Below are 17,301 nucleotides of genomic sequence, written 5' to 3' on the forward strand. Positions count from 1 at the left end.
GCCGATCAAAAGCCGGGGTGCTTCTTTTATGATGTAGACCTTTATATACAGACCGTTTGAAAACGGCGTTTGGGGACAAGGATGCCATCAACCAATACCGGCGGACCATCCGACGCGGGCAGGAAACTGCCGCTGCACTGGATTGGTGTCGTACCTTTTGCCGTTTTTGTTTTACTGTTTCTGATTATGCCGACGATGAAGATCGTCATCGGCGCATTCCAGCATGCCGATGGCAGCTTTACGCTGGAAAATATCGCCGGGCTTTTCACCTCCTCCATCCTTGCGGCCTACTGGATTTCGATCAAGATCAGCCTCGCCTCGGCAGCTCTCGGCTGCCTGATCGGCTTTGCCGTCGCCGCCGCCGTGGTGCTGGGCGGATTGCCGCAGCGCATTCGCGGGCCGCTTCTGACCTTTTCGGGCGTCGCCTCGCAATTCGCCGGCGTGCCGCTCGCCTTCGCCTTCATCGCCACGCTTGGCCCGGTCGGCCTTCTCACCGTCTTCCTGAAGACGCAGATCGGCATCGATCTGAGGCTGCTCGGTTTCAACATCCTGTCCTTCTGGGGCCTGACCGTCACCTATCTGTTCTTCCAGATACCGCTGATGATCCTCATCATCACGCCGGCGCTGGACGGGCTGAAACGCGAATGGCGCGAGGCGGCGGAAATTCTCGGCGCAACCGGCCTGCAATATTGGCGCATGGTGGCCTTCCCCATCCTGCTGCCGTCGCTGCTCGGCACCATGTCGCTGCTCTTCGCCAACGCCTTCGGCGCGGTGGCGACCGCAATTGCGCTCACCGGCTCCTCGCTCAATATCGTGCCGATCCTGCTTTTCGCGCAGATTCGCGGCGACGTTCTCGGTAACCCGCATCTCGGTTACGCCCTTGCCTTCGGCATGATCGTCGTCACCGGCCTTGCCAATGCACTTTACATCTGGCTGCGCGCCCGCAGCGAAAGGTGGCTGAAATGAAGCGTTTCTTCGCCTGGGGCGCGCTGATCTTCGGCCTGCTCTATTTCGCCCTGCCGCTGATCGGCATGACCAATTTCTCGCTGAAAATGCGGCGCGGCGAATATTCCTTCGACGCTTACGCCAGGGTGCTCAGCGATCCGCGCTTTCAGGAAACCTTCAGCTACTCGGTGGTGATGGCGCTGTTCACCATCGTCTTCGGGGTTCTGCTGGTGGTGCCCACCGCCTATTGGGTGCGCCTGAAATTGCCGGGCCTGCGCCCCTATATCGAATTCATCACGCTTTTGCCGCTGGTCATCCCGGCCATCGTCATCGTCTTCGGCTATATCCGGCTCTATAACACCTCCAGCTGGCTGCCGCTGACCGGCACGAGCTTCGGCACCAACCTGCTTTTGATGTTCGGTTATGCCACACTGGCCTTGCCCTATATGTACCGCGCCGTCGATACCGGCCTCCGAACCATCGATGTGGCAACACTGACAGAAGCGGCGCAGAGCCTCGGCGCGGGCTGGACGACCATCCTCTCGCGCATCATCCTGCCGAATGTTCTGGTCGCCGTGCTGTCAGGCGCGTTTTTGACCTTCGCCATCGTCATCGGTGAATTCACCATGGCGGCCCTTTTGAACCGCCCGGCCTTCGGCCCCTACATGCAGCTGCTCGGTGCCAACCGCGCCTATGAACCGGCCGCACTTGCCGTGATTTCCTTCGGCATCACCTGGGGTTGCCTGGGTCTGATCCAACTCGTTTCACGCTACCAGAAGGGCGCGCCTCCCAAGGCCTGAGGACAATATTTCATGAGCTTTTTGACACTTAGCAACATCAAGAAATCCTTCGGCTCCGTGCAGGTCGTGCATGATTTCAACATGGCCATCGAAAAGGGCGAGTTCGTCTCCTTCCTCGGGCCATCGGGCTGCGGCAAGACCACCGTGCTGCGCATGATCGCCGGCTTCGAGACCCCGAGCGGCGGATCGATCGTCATCAACGGCAAGGACCAGACGGCGCTCAGACCGAACCAGCGCAATATCGGCATGGTGTTCCAGGCCTATGCGCTGTTCCCCAACATGAATGTCTATGAAAACGTCGCCTTCGGGCTCAAAGTCGCCGGCAAGCCGAAAGCCGAGATCGACGCCCGCGTGAAGGAAATGCTCCAGCTCATTCATCTGGAGCATCTGGCGGACCGTTACCCCTACCAGATGTCGGGCGGCCAGCAGCAGCGCGTGGCGCTCGCCCGCGCGCTCGCGCCGAAGCCGGAAGTGCTTTTGCTGGATGAGCCGCTTTCCGCGCTCGACGCCAAGATCCGCGTGTCGCTGCGCGAGGAAATCCGCCAGATCCAGCAGAAACTTGGCATCACCACCATTTTCGTGACCCACGATCAGGAAGAGGCCCTGTCGATTTCCGACCGCATCGTCGTCATGAATGGCGGCCGCGCCGACCAGATCGGCTCCCCCTTCGATATCTACAACAAGCCCGCGACCCGCTTCGTCGCCTCCTTCGTCGGCACGCTGAACCTCATCGACGCCACCGTGGTCGATTCCTCATCCAACACCATCCGTGTCGGAGAGCAGCAGATTACCCTGCACAAGCCGGTCGATGCGGCGAACGGCGAAAAAATCACCCTTGCCCTGCGACCGGAAGCGGGCTCGCTCGGCGGCGATGCGAAGGGCGATGTCGCCATTTCCGGCCTCGTCACCTCCAGCCAGTTCCTCGGCTCCGTCATCCGCACCCGCCTCGATCTCGGCGGTTCCACCCTGTCTTTCGACATGTTCAACGATCCCGGCACAGCACCGCCCGCCGTCGGTGAGCAGGTGACGCTGAAATTCGCAGCCGGCGACCTGATGGTCATCAAGGACTGAAGCGCTTTTCCAGACGCAAAACCGCTTCGCCCATTTGCGGGACATGGTAGAGCAGGTATGACTTCGAACCTGCATACCAACCATGTGAGGCCATGATGCGCGCGCTTTTTTACGAACTGTTCGGCGAAACCCCGGTTGTTGCGTCCCTGCCCGATCCGGAACCGACCGATGGCGGCGTGGTCATCGAGGTAAAGGCGACAGGTCTCTGCCGCAGCGACTGGCACGGCTGGATGGGGCATGACCCGGATATCCGCCTGCCGCATGTTCCCGGCCACGAATTCGCAGGCGTGATCGCCGCCGTCGGCAAAAACGTCACCCGCTTCAAGACCGGCGACCGCGTCACCGTGCCCTTCGTCTCCGGCTGCGGCCATTGCCATGAGTGCCGTTCCGGCAACCAGCAGGTCTGCGAGGCGCAGTTCCAGCCCGGCTTCACCCATTGGGGTTCCTTCGCCGAATATGTCGCCATCGATTATGCCGATCAGAACCTCGTGCATCTACCTGAGACGATGAGTTACGCCACCGCCGCCGGCCTCGGCTGCCGTTTCGCCACCTCCTTCCGGGCCGTAACCGATCAGGGACGGTTGAAGGGCGGCGAATGGCTGGCGGTGCATGGCTGCGGCGGCGTCGGCCTCTCCGCCATCATGATCGGCGCTGGCCTCGGTGCGCAGGTCGTCGCCATCGACATCGCCGAAGACAAGCTCGAACTTGCGCAGCAACTCGGAGCAACCGCCACCATCAACAGCCGCTCGGTTGCCGATGTTGCCGAGGCGGTACGCGAAGTGACGGGTGGCGGCGCGCATGTCTCTGTCGATGCGCTCGGTCACCCGCAGACCTGCTGCAACTCCATCAGCAACCTACGCCGGCGCGGCCGCCATGTGCAGGTTGGGCTGATGCTAGCCGATCACGCCATGCCCGCCATTCCCATGGCCCGTGTGATCGCACATGAACTGGAGATTTACGGCAGCCACGGCATGCAGGCATGGCGTTACGAGGACATGCTGGCGATGATCGAAAGCGGCAGGCTCGCGCCGGAAAAGCTGATCGGCCGCCACATCACGCTTTCCGAGGCAGCAACCGCCCTGCCCGCCATGGACAGCTTCAGGGAAAGCGGCATCAGCATCATCGACCGGTTCGAATAGTGCAGGCTCCTGAGACCGTTTGAGGTTTAGGGATTTCGCACCGCTCAGGCGCTCCTGCGTCCGAATGTCCGGACCGGAGTGGTCCCTCGGGCAGACGCATGAGCCGGCGATGCTGCCGGGATACGCGCCGCGTGATCCGTCTGGCTATCGCTCCATTGACGGTTTACCAGCTGTTTCTTGCGGACCTCCAGCGGGTCGGGGGTGTCCTCCTCCTCCTGCCGCTTACTTCCCGCAACTGCGGAGATCGTCGCCAATCGCGAAATCCATCGCACTAGCTGCATGCCCTTGTGAACAAGCACAAAGATACCAGCAATTGCGACCGCTATGATAATCACGAGATTCCAGGGCGCGTCGCTGCCCCTTGCCGCCCGCTCCATGCGGTCTTTTGTCGTCGGATCAAAACCAAGCGTCGCCTTCAGCCTGGCGATATCCGCATCGCTGAGCCTGCTGTACCGCTCGCCACGATACAGCACATAACCGCTCCTATCCCCGCTGTTGAGATAACCGATGTCGAATGCTTCCCCGTCGCGAAGAAAAGGCTCGTTATCCGGCAGATCATAAACGAGATCGATTGTCTCGCCGCCGCCGAATCCGGGGATGGCAAAAAACCGGGACTTCCGCGCCTCAGCTTCGCTCACGAATATCGCGGAAAATAGAAACCCGACCGAAAAAAGCGCAATATGCTTCATTCACTCTCTCCAACAACAACGAGAATGACGACAACTGGCATTACTGAATTAATTTGAAGTTTATACTTAGAATGACATCTTAAATTTAAGATATATATTGCATATATATAATATTGATCGATTTATTACAAGAATGAACTGTGCTAAATTATAATAAAATTAACTTCGAACGATGCGGCATGACGTATCTCCGCCGACGCTGCAAACCATTGGCGCGAACAGCGCCCCACGTTAAACCGCAATCACACGCAATTGCTTTGAGCATAGAGCCGCGATGATGCGACAGAGCGCAACGTCGGCGAACATGACGGATTAGATGCAAGGAACGCGACATGCTGTTTCTCGATAGCGTAACCATGAAGGAAACCCCGGATGGAGAGAAAGGATATCCCTTCTCCGTTCCGGCGCTGCGCCATCTGGAACGCCTCGAATTCAAGACGCCGATCACCTTTTTTGCCGGCAATAACGGCTCTGGCAAATCGACGCTGCTGGAAGGGCTGGCAGCGGGAATGACGGCCTATGCCATCGGCAATCACGGCCAGGTTGCCGGCGACCTCTACCTTCAGCATGCCGAGACCGTAGCGAAGTCCTTCTATTTCGCCCGCAAGAAATATCCGAAAATCCGCATGTTCATGCGCGCGGAAGACGTGCTTGGTTATATACACCGGCAGAACGAGGACGCGCTGGACGATTTTCGCTGGGAGCGGGAAAAGGCCCTCAAGAAGGGCGAAGATTTTCCGGAAGAAACCCCGGATACGTTTCGCAGGATCGTCAGGAACAATGTCATCGACCGGCGTTCGCATGGCGAAGGATTTCTCGATATCATGCAACAGCGGCTGCATGGCGCCGGTCTCTATTTTCTCGACGAACCGGAAAGCCCGCTCTCGCCGCAAAAGCAGCTCGAGCTGGCAGCCCTTATCCGCGACGCCGCCGATAGCGGCGGGCAATTGATCATCGCCACCCATTCGCCGGTGCTTTTGGCCATTCCCGAGGCGACCATCTATCATTTCGACGCGGACGGCATCACCGAGCGCCTCTACGACGAGCTGGAAAACATCAGTTTCCTGCGCCGCTTTCTTGATCGTCCCTCGAAATACCTGAGCGATTGAGCGTCGATAAGGCTTGAAATCGCGCCGCGCTTGCCGCATGCCCATAAGTAATACGTAATTTAGAAAAGAAGCAGCCTCATGTCTCCCACCACCACACCGGCGGCAGCCCGGCCCCTCAACGGTCAGGATTACAGAACTCTTGGCCTTTCGGCCCTCGGCGGCGCGCTGGAATTTTACGATTTCATCATTTTCGTATTTTTCGCCACCGTCATCGGCCATCTGTTCTTCCCGCCGGAAATGCCGGACTGGCTGGTGATGATCCAGACCTTCGGCATCTTCGCCGCCGGTTATCTGGTACGGCCGCTGGGCGGCATCGTGCTGGCGCATTATGGCGACCGTTACGGCCGCAAGCGGGTTTTCGCCTTCTCCATCCTGTTGATGGCGCTCTCGACGCTCGGCATGGCGCTGATGCCGACCTATGCCACCATCGGCGTGGCCGCCCCCATCCTGCTCATCATCCTGCGCATGCTGCAGGGTGCCGCCATCGGTGGTGAAGTGCCGGGCGCATGGACCTTCGTTGCCGAACATGTGCCCTTCCGCCGCGTCGGGCTCGCCTGCGGCTTCCTCACATCCGGCCTTTCCTTCGGCATCATGCTGGGTTCGCTGATCGCCTTCGCCGTCAACTCGCTCTTCACACCGGAAGACGTGGCCGGTTACGCCTGGCGCATTCCCTTCCTGCTCGGCGGCATTTTCGGCCTCATCGCCGTTTATCTGCGTCGCTGGCTGGAAGAAACGCCGATCTTCACCGAGATGAAGAAGTCGAAATCGCTGACGGACAAGCTGCCGCTCGGGCTGGTGCTGAAGCACCATATGCGCGGTGTGGTCATTTCCGCCCTGCTGACCTGGGTTCTCTCGGCCGCCATCGTCGTCACGACGCTGATGACGGCCACCTTCCTGCAGAAGCTTTACGGGTATACCCCGACACAGGCGCTCGCCGGCACCAGCTTCGGCACGCTGTTCCTGATCTTCGGCGTCATCATCGCCGGCGCGCTGATCGACCGCGTCGGCTCCGGCATCTTCTTCATGGGGGCCAGCATCTTCTTCGGCATCGCCACCTTCACCTTTTACAGCTATGCCGGCACATCGCTTCAAACCATGTTCGTGCTGTACGGCGTCATGGGTCTTTCGGTCGGCATGGCGGGTGCGGTGCCCTATGTCATGGTCCGCGCCTTCCCGGCCTCGGTGCGCTTCTCCGGCCTCTCCTTCGCCTATAACGTCTCCTATGCCGTCTTCGGCGGGCTGACGCCGATTGGTGTAACCACGGCGCTCGCCGTCAACCCCATGGCCCATGCCTGGTATCTGGTCTTCATCGCCGTCCTCGCCTTCGCGATCGGCCTCTATCTCTATCTGCGCGGCAGCGAGGTGGAGAGCCATGTCGGCATCGAGGAACTGGCGGCGTTGCGGTCTTAAACACCGACTAAATGCAAAAAGCGCGGGCAAGACCCGCGCTTTTTTATTGAATGGCAGCACACCGCAGCATCACGCCGCGCTGTCGATTTCCTCCGCGCCGTTCGTCGGCACATAGTTGAGGACCGGTCCGAGCCAGCGCTCCACGTCTTCCACCGGCATATCCTTGCGGCGCGCATAATCGAGAACCTGATCGCGCTCCACCTTGGCGACACCGAAATAATAGCTCTCGGGATGGCCAATATAGATGCCCGAGACGGAGGAGCCCGGCCACATGGCATAGCTTTCCGTCAGCTCCACACCCGCCGCATTGGTGGCGTCGAGCAGGGCGAACAGCGTCTTCTTTTCGGTATGATCGGGCTGGGCCGGATAGCCGGGTGCGGGGCGAATGCCGGCATAGGCCTCGCCAATCAGCTCTTCGCCGGCAAGAGCCTCGTCCGGTGCATAACCCCAGAATTCCTTGCGCACCCGCTCATGCATGCGCTCGGCAAAGGCTTCCGCAAAACGGTCGGCCAGCGCCTTGACGAGGATTGACGAATAATCGTCATTGGCCCGCTCGAAGCGCTCGGCAATCGCCACTTCCTCGATACCCGCCGTCACCACGAAACCGCCGACATAATCGGCAACGCCGCTATCGACAGGGGCGACGAAATCGGACAGCGCCACATTGGGGCGACCATCGCGCTTGGAAAGCTGCTGACGCAGCGTGAAGAAAGTCGCCAGCTCTTCCTTACGGTTTTCATCGGTAAACAGCCGGATATCGTCACCCACGGCGTTGGCCGGCCAGAAGCCAATCACCGCGCGCGGCCGGAACCAGTTTTCCTCGATGATCTTCTTCAGCATCGCCTGCGCATCGCTGTAAAGCTGCCGCGCCGCCTCGCCCTGCTTTTCGTCATCAAGGATCGCCGGGAAACGACCCTTCAATTCCCAGGTCTGGAAGAAGGGCGTCCAGTCGATGTAACGGGAAAGCTCTTCCAGATCATAGGTTTCGAACACCCTGGTGCCGAAGAATTGCGGCTTGACGGCGCTATAGCTCGACCAGTCGATCTTGTGCGCATTCTCGCGGGCGCGGGAAAGCGGCAGACGCTGCTTTTCGCGCTCATTGCGGGCGTGCGCCTCCGCCACCTTGGCATATTCGCTGCGAATACCGTCGATATAAGCGGGCTTCTGTTCGGCGGAGAGAAGCGCCGACACGACGCCCACCGCACGCGAGGCGTCGGTGACATAGATTGCCTGTCCCGCCTCGTAACGCGGATGGATTTTCACCGCCGTATGCACACGGCTCGTCGTCGCGCCGCCGATCAGGAGCGGGATGTCGAAACCCTGCCGCTCCATTTCGGCCGCCACATGCACCATCTCGTCCAGCGACGGGGTGATGAGGCCGGAAAGGCCGATCACATCCACCTTTTCGGCAATCGCCGTTTCGAGGATTTTCGTCGTCGGCACCATGACGCCGAGATCGATGATCTCGTAATTGTTGCAGGCGAGAACGACGCCGACAATGTTCTTGCCGATATCGTGCACGTCGCCCTTGACGGTCGCCATCAGCACCTTGCCGGCAGCGCTGCGTTCCGCACCACCGTTCTGGCGCTTTTCCTCTTCCATGTAAGGCAAAAGCACGGCAACCGCCTGCTTCATCACGCGGGCGGATTTCACCACCTGCGGCAGGAACATCTTGCCCGAACCGAAGAGATCGCCGACCACATTCATGCCGGCCATCAGCGGCCCTTCGATGACGTGCAATGGACGCTCCGCCTTCTGGCGCGCCTCCTCCGTATCGGCCTCGATATATTCGGTGATGCCGTTGACCAGCGCATGTTCCAGCCGCTTTTCAACGGGCAGCTCGCGCCAGGAAAGGTCCTGAACCTTGGTATCCTTGGCGCCCGTGCCACGGAAACGCTCCGCGACCTCCAGCAACCGTTCCGTCGCGTCGTCGCGGCGGTTCAGCACCACGTCCTCGCAGGCCTCACGCAGTTCCGGATCGATATTGTCGTAAACCGCAAGCTGCCCGGCATTGACGATGCCCATATCCATGCCGACCTGAATGGCGTGGTAAAGGAACACGGCATGCATCGCCTCACGCACCGGCTCATTGCCGCGGAAGGAGAAGGACAGGTTGGAAACGCCGCCGGAAATATGCGTCAGCGGCATGGTTTCACGGATGGTCTTGGTGGCCTGAATGAAATCCACGCCGTAATTATTGTGCTCCTCGATACCCGTCGCAACGGCAAAGACGTTTGGGTCGAAGATGATGTCTTCCGGCGACAGGCCCGCCTTCTCGGTCAAGAGCTTGTAGGCACGCGAGCAAATCTCGACCTTGCGCTCGTAAGTATCGGCCTGCCCGACCTCGTCAAACGCCATGACCACGACCGCCGCACCGTAATTATGGACGAGCCGCGCCTGCTGGAGAAACTTCTCCTCGCCTTCCTTCAGCGAAATCGAATTGACGATCGACTTGCCCTGAACGCATTTCAGACCGGCTTCGATGATCTCGAATTTGGATGAGTCGATCATCACAGGCACGCGGGCGATATCCGGCTCGGCGGCGATGAGGTTCAGGAACTCCACCATCGCCTTTTCGGAATCGATCAGACCCTCATCCATGTTGATGTCGATGATCTGCGCACCGTTTTCCACCTGATCGCGAGCAACAGCCAGCGCCGCCGTGTAATCGCCGGCGGTGATGAGCTTGCGGAAACGGGCCGAGCCGGTGACGTTGGTGCGCTCGCCGACATTGACGAAGGGAATGTCCTTGGTCAGCACGAAAGGCTCGAGGCCCGAGAGCGACATGAAGGGCTTGTGCTCGGGAATTTCGCGCGGCTTGTAGCCTTTGACAGCCTCCGCAATCGCCCGGATATGCTCCGGCGTCGAACCGCAGCAGCCGCCGACGATGTTGACGAGACCGTCCCGGACAAAGCCCTGAACCTGACGCGCCATCATCTCGGGCGTTTCGTCATATTGCCCGAATTCATTCGGCAGGCCAGCATTCGGATAGGCGCAGACGAAGGTATCGGCCACGTCAGACAGTTCCTGAAGATGCGGACGCATGGCGTCGGCACCCAGCGCGCAGTTCAGGCCGATGGTGAAGGGGTTGGCGTGGCGCACCGAGTTCCAGAAGGCCGAAGGTGTCTGGCCGGAAAGCGTGCGGCCGGAAAGGTCGGTGATCGTGCCGGAGATCATCACCGGCAGGCGGATGCCCTTGGCCTCGAAACGCTCCTCGCAGGCGAAAATCGCAGCCTTGGCGTTCAGCGTATCGAAAATCGTCTCGATGAGGATGATGTCGGCGCCGCCATCGATCAGGCCGTCGATCTGCTCGCCGTAAGCAATACGCAGGTCGTCGAAACTGACGGCGCGGTAACCGGGATTGTTGACGTCAGGCGAAATGGAAGCCGTGCGGTTGGTAGGGCCGATGGCGCCCGCCACGAAACGGCGGCGGCCATCTTCCCGCTCGGCGCGCTGGGCGGCACGGCGGACAATCGCGGCACCCTCGCGGTTGAGGTCGTAGACGGCATTTTCCATCTCGTAATCGGCCTGCGCGATGCGCGTCGACGAAAACGTATTGGTTTCGAGAATATCCGCACCCGCCATGGCGTAGCGGTAATGGATATCCTCGATTGCATCCGGCTGGGTCAGGATCAGAAGGTCGTTATTGCCCTTCTGGTGACAGGCACAGCCGATAAAACGATCGCCACGAAAATGGTCTTCGTCAAATCCCAGCCCCTGGATCTGCGTGCCCATGGCGCCATCGAGAATGAGGATGCGTTCGCTGGCGGCCTCGCGCAGCGCCTTGAAAATTTCCGCGCCGTCGCGCTTTGCCCCTTCAGGGCCAAACAGGTCGTCAAACACGGGCATACTCCTCATTTCGATTTGCAAGATCGCAAGCCGTCAAGTCACATAAAGATATGTTTATGTCAATATATCTTCAAGGGACAGACATGGCTTTGCGTCGTTGCGGCAGACTACGAAATTTCACTGACAGATGACAGGTTTATACGGCAAGGATATAAGCCGAAGCAGCAAACCGCATGGAGGACGAGAATGCCCGAGGACGATCACAACAGCCGCAACTGGAACACCCTGCCCTGGCATCGCCAATGGCTGGTAAAACAGGCCGAGGGACTTTTCGATTTCTTCCAGTATCGTGCCCTCAACCCTGCCGGCGGCTTCTTCGATCTCGATGCCAAAGGCGCGCCGCTGCAGCCAAACGACCCCGTGCGCGGCATTCACGCATCCGCTCGCATGGTCCATTGCTTCTCCATCGGCCACCTGCTTGGCCGCCCGGGCTGCGGCGATATCGTCGACCACGGCATGACCTACCTCTGGAACAGGCACCGCGATGGCGAGCATGGCGGTTATTTCTGGCAGGTGAACGATGCCGGCCCAGTGGACGCCACCAAGCAGGGTTATGGCCATGCCTTCGTGCTTCTGGCCGCCTCTTCCGCCAAGACCGTTGGCCACCCACTGGCCGACCGGATGCTGGCCGATATTACCGAGGTTCTGGAAACTCGCTTCTGGGAAGAAAAACACGGCGCCATCGCCGAGGAATTCCATCGCGACTGGTCGCCCATCGAGAATTACCGCGGTCAGAACTCCAATATGCACCTGACCGAGGCGCTGATGGCGGCCTATGAGGTCACCGGCGACAATAGCTACCTCAGCAAGGCGGAGCGCATCGCCGACCTCGTCATTCGTCGCCGCGCCGGCGAGCTGGACTTCCGCGTGCCGGAGCATTTCGACGAGAACTGGACACTCGACAAGGAGTATCGCGGCAACGAAATGTTCCGCCCCTCCGGCTCCACACCCGGCCACTGGCTGGAATGGGCGCGCCTCATCCTGCAATTATGGGTGCTGGGGGAGCGCCGCCATGACTGGATGCCGGTGGCCGCGAAATCGCTTTTCGTGCAATCCATGGCGCTCGGCTGGGACCGGGAAAAGGGCGGCTTCTTTTATACGCTCGACTGGAACGACAATCCCGACAAGACGGCAAAGCTCTGGTGGCCCATGTCCGAGGCGGCGGGCGCTGCTCACTTCCTCAACGAGAACCTGCCGGCGGACAACTTCTATGAAGACAGCTATCGCCGCATCTGGAGCACCATCGCCAACAACTTCATCGACCATGAGAATGGCGGCTGGCATGAGGAACTGACGGAAGATCTGGTTCCCGCCCACACGCTGTTCCCCGGCAAGGGCGATATCTACCACGCGCTGCAGGCCTGCCTCATCCCGCTTTTCCCGGCGACGGGAAGCCTGACGAAGGTGATCAGGGAAAGCGGCGGGGATTATTGAGGCGCGTTGCGCAACCGTCCGTCATGCCGGCCTTGAGCCGGCATCCAGCCACGGCGCGTCTGCGCCGTGAAAGAGTCTTTCGCGATCAATGACTTGATCGCACTGGACCCCGGATCAAGTCCGGGGTGACGATGTCTGGCGGCGTCTCAAAACCCGATGGTTTCCTCGAAATCGTCCCAGGACTGGTACATTTCATAACGCCCGATACCGGGGATCGGCACATGCCCGTAATAGGGCGAAAGCTGAAATTCTGCGGCCGCCTCGCTCTTGCCGGCCACGGCGGCCACATAGATGGCGGAGGCGAGCCCGGTGCGGTTCGCGCCATGTTCGCAATGAATGAGGATCGGTTTTTCCGCATTGCGCAGCACGGCCGCCAGCGTTTCCGAATCTTCCACCGAGACCTTTTCGCTTGAACTCAGCGGATAATCGACAAGCCGGATGCCGTTGTTTTTTGCCGCCTGGCTTTCGGCTTCATACCAGCCTTCGCGCTTTTCATCGCGCAGGTTGATGATCGTCTTGATGCCGTAAGCCTTGGCATAGGCCGCGATGTCCTTGCCGCTCGGCTGGGCCGAACGATAAAGCTCTCCGGGAATGACTTCGTGAAAATTTCCAGTGAGCTGGCCGATGCCCATATGCGCACCCGCCAGAACCGGCAGGGCGACAAGGCCGATGGCGGTTATTTTCAGAAACTTCAGAACAATACGCAAAACATCAACCCGCGACATTCATCGAATGGAGGGGGAGATGGCATCGCAAATGGACGAAAACAAGTCAGCGACTGCCCCAGCCGGTTCCCGTGCGGACGATAGGAATTCACCCATCCGCCCGAAAGCGCTGTGATGCAGGGATTTTCCGGCCGCCGCTCACCGGCGCGAAAATTTTCAAAATGCCGTGATAACCGGCAGCCGCACGAACCGCTCAGTCGAATTCCGCGGAAATGACGGTGACACGCCATTCCAGCCGTTGCGGCTCCACCCTTTCATTGTTGCGCATACGGAACGCCCGGCAGGCCGAGAAAGTCTCCCCGGCTTCGATCCGTCTTTCGCTCACCTGATAGGGATCGAAGGAAACGGAGGCGCGGAAGGCCGGTTCGAACCCTTCGAGCGTATAGGTCAGCCGCTGTACGGCGACATTATTGTCGTTGCGGAAGCTGACGCGGATCGGCAGTGCCGCATCCGGGCAGGCCGCATCGAATCCGGCGCTGGCGACGATATGGTCGAGCCGCTGGTTGCCGCGCCACCAGTCATAAATCACAAAGGCGGCGGTGACCGTCCAGATCAGCAACAGGCAAATGACAACGGATTTGAGATGCCGCGGAAATGCAATGAGGGCGAGAAGAAGAATGGCGCTGAGAACGGCTCCGACAATCACGTCGCCCCTCCTCCGCTAAAATAAAGCCTCATGCGATCTCATCCTCCCATGCCCTTTCCGCCCGCAACGATCCCCCTCACCGGGAAGTCGCAACGGTGTAGTCTCAACCGCAGCTTATGCCGCCGGCGATGCGGCGAAAAACATCGACACCGTCATAGTCTACCACAACTCTATGGTCGCGCCCTGCGCTGTCAAGACAACCAAGCGTGACGTCGGCTGGGCGCCCTGCCGGACTTTTGACGAAACGGCGAAGGGAACCAAACACGGCCAAAGACGTTCGCCGCATCAGAACAGCATGGCGGGGCGATAAAAAGCCGCGATCCGGGGCAAGACGGCCAGCAACGCCGGGAGGACACGAGCGCCTCTTGGAACCGCCGAACCCCGCCCCATATTAAAAGCAGCTAATCTATGCTATGGATGTCAGTCAGCTCAGGGAGAAAAACGATGAAAACGCTGATCGTAACGTCACTTCTGGCCCTGTCGGCCAGCACCGCAATGGCCGCGGATGCCGTCTACGAAACGCCGGCACCTCCGGTCGCGCAGGAAACACTGCCGGTCTTCACCTGGTCTGGCCCCTATCTTGGTATCCAAGGCGGCGCGGGCTGGGCGAATGGCGATTTTTCGGCTGGCGGCCCCGTCGCTTCGGATAATTTCAATGGCGGCATTCTGGGTGCCTTTGCCGGTTACAATTACCAGTTCGACAATAATTTCGTCGTCGGCATCGAAGGTGACGTCGATTATAACTGGAACGACAATGACTATGCCGGTGTGCAGATCGGCACCGACTGGCAGGGCTCCGTCCGTGGCCGCGTCGGTTATGCCTTCGACCACGCCCTGCTCTATGCCACCGCCGGCTGGACCGCGACACGCGGCTTCATCGAAACGCCCGGCGCTGGCAAGGACAGCACCACCTTCAACGGCTATACCGTTGGCGCGGGTCTGGACTATGCCTTCACCGACAATGTGTTCGGCAGGCTGGAATACCGCTACAACGACTATAGCGACAAGGACATCTTCGGCATCAACACCGATGTCGACCAGCACACTGTAAAGGTCGGTCTCGGCGTGAAGTTCTGATCGCGACCAATCGACTTCGACAAAAAGCCCGGCGATCCGCCGGGCTTTTTCGTTACTGAAAGCCTGAACCGGCTTGAATTCTTACATTCTGAAATCGGAAAAATATGAACTGTGCAGAAATGGAATATTCACAGGCCGTTCACCCGTCCCGTGCCATGATCCGGGCATAATGAGCCTCTATCTCCCGAAGCAGGCTTATGGAGTAGCCCCGATGAAAAAGATAATTCTTTCCACTATTGCCGCGCTAGTCGCCACCGGCAGCATTTTTGCATCCTATGGCAGCGCTGCCGCACAGGACTATCCCTATCGCCCGCGCTATGACCGTGGCTACGACCGCGGCGGCCCACCCCCGCCGCCCTACCGCGAACACCGCCGCCACAATGACGGCGCAGCGATCGCCGGCGGCCTCGCCGCAGGCGTCATCGGCGGCCTGATCGGCGGCGCCATCGCCAATAGCAATAACGGCCCGCGCTACTACGAGCCGCCACCGCCGCCCCGCCCGCGCTGCTGGTTCGAAGACCGCCGCGTTCCCAATTCCTATGACGGCGGCTGGCATACGGAAAGTATGCGGGTCTGCAACTGACATTAAAGCTTTCTCGATCCGGCTTGCCCCATCGGCAGGCCGGATCGGCTCCGGCGCATTCATTCCGCAGCCGGACTTTGCCATCGGCAGAGCAGATCACGCATCAGACGTGACAGAGGCGCGCTCGCGAAAAGCCGCAAAAAATCCCAAGCAATTGATCTTGAAAGAAAATGGTGGGCCCGGAGGGACTCGAACCCCCAACCAAGCGGTTATGAGCCGCCGGCTCTAACCATTGAGCTACAGGCCCTTTTCGGAAAAACCAGTCCGAAACACCGGTTTCGCAATGGCTCGAATCCGGTGGGTCACGCTCTAACGTAATTTTTACAGGTCGACAAGCCAATGATGCTTTAGCAAAGCAGTGCCGCCGTATTAGCTACACAATCTAAGGCAATACCCTTCAAAGGGACTCAATCAACGAGGAAACACCATGAAGACAAAAACGGCCCGCCTTTTCGCACTCACCGCAATGACCGCAGCAGCCATGATGCCGCTCGCCGTCCAGGTGTCTGCACAGGAGGCTACTCCTCGCGAAGCCACCATCAGTGTTTCCGGTGAAGGCCAGTCGGCCATTGCCCCCGACATGGCGATCCTGTCCTTCAGCGTCGTCAAGCAGGCGGAGACCGCGGCTGCGGCGCTGACCGAAAACTCCAAGGCCCTTGCCGATGTTCTCAAGGCGCTGAAAGAGGCCGCCATCGAGGACCGCGACTTGCAGACCAGCAATTTCTCGGTGCAGCCGCTCTACAAGCACTATGAACCCAAGGATGGCGTTTATGTCGCGCCCAAGATCACCGGTTATCAGGTGTCCAACGGCCTGACTGTGCGGGTGCGCGACCTGAAAAAGCTCGGCACGATCCTCGATACCTCCGTCAAGCTCGGCATCAACCAGGGCGGCGACATCACCTTCACCAATGACAAGCCCGAAGCGACGGTGACCGAGGCCCGCAAGCTGGCCGTTGCCGATGCGCTGGCCAAGGCGAAGACGCTGACGGAAGCGGCGGGCGTGAAGCTTGGCCGGGTCATTCAGATCAGCGAAAACTCGCAGCGCCCGATGCCAATGCCGGCGGGCATGATGCGCGCTTCGATGGCGAAGGAAGCCGACAGCGTTCCGATCGCTTCTGGCGAGAACAGCTACAGCGTGGTGGTCAACGTCACCTTCGCTCTCGAGCAATAAGATCGACGGCGGGCGGCGCTTCGGCGCCGCTCCTGCTCCGTCTTGCGCTCAGCCATTCACATAACCCGAAATAAAATGCCCCTCGCCTGCCTTTCCGGACAAGCGAGGGGCATTTTTAATCCATCTACCGTACGGGGATATCGGCAGATCGATAAGGTCGCCGCTGTTAGCGGCGGACTACATATTAGCGGCGGATGACGGGGCAGCCGCGCTCATTGGCGAAGACGACGCGGTCACGGCCGCGACGGTCGAAGCCTGCAACCACGACACGGCGCGGCGATACATCGACGACGCGGGCGCGGCGAAGGCCCATGCGGCTCGCTTTTTCTTCCGCAAGCCACGGCGAGCAGCCACGGCCGGGGCGATCCGGGCGACCCCAGCCGGGACGATGGCCATAGCCATCCTGAACCTGAACTCTGAACTGAACATCCGAGCCTGCGGAAGCCGCCGGCGCAGTAAAGGAAATTCCACCGAGGGCGATGAGGGCAGCCAGGCCGGCTTTTGCGAAGGTGCTGAACATGAACTCACTCCGTTTGTTGCTTTGCCGACAGGGGAACATCCCCCGGCGATTGACGAGACCCTAGACCCGCCCGCCTGAATATCAGCAGAACCGAATGTTCAGCAGGCGTTCAGGGAGGTTAACGCGGAACGCC

Annotated in this window: 15 protein-coding genes and 1 tRNA gene; 10 read left to right on the forward strand and 6 right to left on the reverse strand. The window is 59.8% G+C overall.

Annotated elements, in window-relative coordinates; all coding sequences use genetic code 11:
• The first annotated feature begins 81 nt into the window (after nt 1–81).
• The 4 genes from FGF54_RS09415 to FGF54_RS09430 all read left to right on the forward strand — a co-directional run bounded on the left by FGF54_RS09415 (nt 82) and on the right by FGF54_RS09430 (nt 3,955).
• Nucleotides 82–966, forward strand: a complete 885-nt coding sequence (locus FGF54_RS09415; protein ID WP_059756575.1) for an ABC transporter permease subunit — start codon at nt 82–84, stop codon at nt 964–966.
• The gene (locus FGF54_RS09420) at nt 963–1,745 is read left to right on the forward strand and encodes an iron ABC transporter permease (RefSeq protein ID WP_142779502.1); all 783 of its coding nucleotides are present in this window, start codon (nt 963–965) and stop codon (nt 1,743–1,745) included. The genes FGF54_RS09415 and FGF54_RS09420 overlap by 4 nt, the downstream gene beginning before the upstream one ends.
• 12 nt (nt 1,746–1,757) lie before the next feature.
• Nucleotides 1,758–2,816, forward strand: coding sequence for an ABC transporter ATP-binding protein (locus FGF54_RS09425; protein ID WP_142779503.1), 1,059 nt, complete (start codon nt 1,758–1,760; stop codon nt 2,814–2,816).
• Nucleotides 2,817–2,911: 95 nt separating this feature from the next.
• Nucleotides 2,912–3,955, forward strand: coding sequence for a zinc-dependent alcohol dehydrogenase family protein (locus tag FGF54_RS09430; RefSeq protein WP_142780191.1), 1,044 nt, complete (start codon nt 2,912–2,914; stop codon nt 3,953–3,955).
• A gap of 44 nt (nt 3,956–3,999) precedes the next feature.
• Here FGF54_RS09430 and FGF54_RS09435 read toward each other — a convergent pair whose 3' ends face one another.
• Nucleotides 4,000–4,644, reverse strand: coding sequence for a hypothetical protein (locus tag FGF54_RS09435; RefSeq protein ID WP_142779504.1), 645 nt, complete (start codon nt 4,642–4,644; stop codon nt 4,000–4,002).
• A gap of 332 nt (nt 4,645–4,976) precedes the next feature.
• On the opposite strand from FGF54_RS09435, the gene FGF54_RS09440 reads away from it, so the two are divergent.
• Nucleotides 4,977–5,753: an AAA family ATPase gene (locus FGF54_RS09440; RefSeq protein ID WP_142779505.1), complete on the forward strand. Its 777-nt coding sequence runs from the start codon at nt 4,977–4,979 to the stop codon at nt 5,751–5,753.
• Between the two features lie 78 nt (nt 5,754–5,831).
• On the forward strand, nt 5,832–7,163 hold the full coding sequence (locus FGF54_RS09445; RefSeq protein ID WP_142779506.1) for an MFS transporter: 1,332 nt from the start codon (nt 5,832–5,834) through the stop codon (nt 7,161–7,163).
• A 69-nt stretch (nt 7,164–7,232) separates the two neighbouring features.
• Here the strand turns inward: FGF54_RS09445 and metH are convergent, their stop codons facing one another.
• Complete coding sequence (metH, locus tag FGF54_RS09450; RefSeq protein WP_142779507.1) at nt 7,233–11,006, reverse strand: methionine synthase; 3,774 nt, start codon at nt 11,004–11,006, stop codon at nt 7,233–7,235.
• A gap of 192 nt (nt 11,007–11,198) precedes the next feature.
• Between metH and FGF54_RS09455 the strand changes: the two genes are divergently transcribed.
• Entirely contained in the window at nt 11,199–12,446 is a 1,248-nt protein-coding gene (locus tag FGF54_RS09455) for an AGE family epimerase/isomerase (RefSeq protein WP_142779508.1), read from the forward strand.
• 146 nt (nt 12,447–12,592) lie between these two features.
• On the opposite strand, the gene FGF54_RS09460 is transcribed toward FGF54_RS09455, so the two are convergent.
• The gene (locus FGF54_RS09460) at nt 12,593–13,153 is read right to left on the reverse strand and encodes a dual specificity protein phosphatase family protein (RefSeq protein ID WP_142779509.1); all 561 of its coding nucleotides are present in this window, start codon (nt 13,151–13,153) and stop codon (nt 12,593–12,595) included.
• A 211-nt stretch (nt 13,154–13,364) separates the two neighbouring features.
• Complete coding sequence (locus FGF54_RS09465) at nt 13,365–13,817, reverse strand: hypothetical protein (RefSeq protein WP_142779510.1); 453 nt, start codon at nt 13,815–13,817, stop codon at nt 13,365–13,367.
• A 444-nt stretch (nt 13,818–14,261) separates the two neighbouring features.
• Between FGF54_RS09465 and FGF54_RS09470 the strand changes: the two genes are divergently transcribed.
• Together FGF54_RS09470 and FGF54_RS09475 are read left to right on the forward strand one after the other, a co-directional pair.
• On the forward strand, nt 14,262–14,894 hold the full coding sequence (locus FGF54_RS09470; RefSeq protein WP_065655776.1) for an outer membrane protein: 633 nt from the start codon (nt 14,262–14,264) through the stop codon (nt 14,892–14,894).
• A gap of 211 nt (nt 14,895–15,105) precedes the next feature.
• Nucleotides 15,106–15,477, forward strand: a complete 372-nt coding sequence (locus tag FGF54_RS09475) for a hypothetical protein (protein ID WP_168208047.1) — start codon at nt 15,106–15,108, stop codon at nt 15,475–15,477.
• Nucleotides 15,478–15,648: 171 nt separating this feature from the next.
• Here the strand turns inward: FGF54_RS09475 and FGF54_RS09480 are convergent.
• Nucleotides 15,649–15,724 (reverse strand) — tRNA-Ile (locus FGF54_RS09480).
• A 180-nt stretch (nt 15,725–15,904) separates the two neighbouring features.
• On the opposite strand from FGF54_RS09480, the gene FGF54_RS09485 reads away from it, so the two are divergent.
• Nucleotides 15,905–16,648 carry an SIMPL domain-containing protein gene (locus tag FGF54_RS09485; protein ID WP_142779512.1) on the forward strand — a complete coding sequence of 248 codons (744 nt, stop codon included), beginning with the start codon at nt 15,905–15,907 and terminating at the stop codon, nt 16,646–16,648.
• Nucleotides 16,649–16,832: 184 nt separating this feature from the next.
• On the opposite strand, the gene FGF54_RS09490 is transcribed toward FGF54_RS09485, so the two are convergent.
• On the reverse strand, nt 16,833–17,168 hold the full coding sequence (locus FGF54_RS09490; protein WP_080851285.1) for a hypothetical protein: 336 nt from the start codon (nt 17,166–17,168) through the stop codon (nt 16,833–16,835).
• Nucleotides 17,169–17,301 lie beyond the last annotated feature (133 nt).

This window comes from Agrobacterium sp. T29 (assembly GCF_006970545.1).
Taxonomy (GTDB): Bacteria; Pseudomonadota; Alphaproteobacteria; order Rhizobiales; family Rhizobiaceae; genus Agrobacterium; species Agrobacterium leguminum.

What these genes read in the sequence shown, in the direction of transcription:
- FGF54_RS09490 (WP_080851285.1), bottom strand. Translation starts at nt 17,168, where the DNA reads ATGTTCAGCACCTTCGCAAAAGCCGGCCTGGCTGCCCTCATCGCCCTC.
- FGF54_RS09435 (WP_142779504.1), bottom strand. Translation starts at nt 4,644, where the DNA reads ATGAAGCATATTGCGCTTTTTTCGGTCGGGTTTCTATTTTCCGCGATA.
- FGF54_RS09470 (WP_065655776.1), top strand. Translation starts at nt 14,262, where the DNA reads ATGAAAACGCTGATCGTAACGTCACTTCTGGCCCTGTCGGCCAGCACC.
- FGF54_RS09415 (WP_059756575.1), top strand. Translation starts at nt 82, where the DNA reads ATGCCATCAACCAATACCGGCGGACCATCCGACGCGGGCAGGAAACTG.
- FGF54_RS09440 (WP_142779505.1), top strand. Translation starts at nt 4,977, where the DNA reads ATGCTGTTTCTCGATAGCGTAACCATGAAGGAAACCCCGGATGGAGAG.
- FGF54_RS09475 (WP_168208047.1), top strand. Translation starts at nt 15,106, where the DNA reads ATGAAAAAGATAATTCTTTCCACTATTGCCGCGCTAGTCGCCACCGGC.
- FGF54_RS09455 (WP_142779508.1), top strand. Translation starts at nt 11,199, where the DNA reads ATGCCCGAGGACGATCACAACAGCCGCAACTGGAACACCCTGCCCTGG.
- FGF54_RS09485 (WP_142779512.1), top strand. Translation starts at nt 15,905, where the DNA reads ATGAAGACAAAAACGGCCCGCCTTTTCGCACTCACCGCAATGACCGCA.
- FGF54_RS09420 (WP_142779502.1), top strand. Translation starts at nt 963, where the DNA reads ATGAAGCGTTTCTTCGCCTGGGGCGCGCTGATCTTCGGCCTGCTCTAT.
- FGF54_RS09445 (WP_142779506.1), top strand. Translation starts at nt 5,832, where the DNA reads ATGTCTCCCACCACCACACCGGCGGCAGCCCGGCCCCTCAACGGTCAG.
- FGF54_RS09430 (WP_142780191.1), top strand. Translation starts at nt 2,912, where the DNA reads ATGCGCGCGCTTTTTTACGAACTGTTCGGCGAAACCCCGGTTGTTGCG.
- FGF54_RS09425 (WP_142779503.1), top strand. Translation starts at nt 1,758, where the DNA reads ATGAGCTTTTTGACACTTAGCAACATCAAGAAATCCTTCGGCTCCGTG.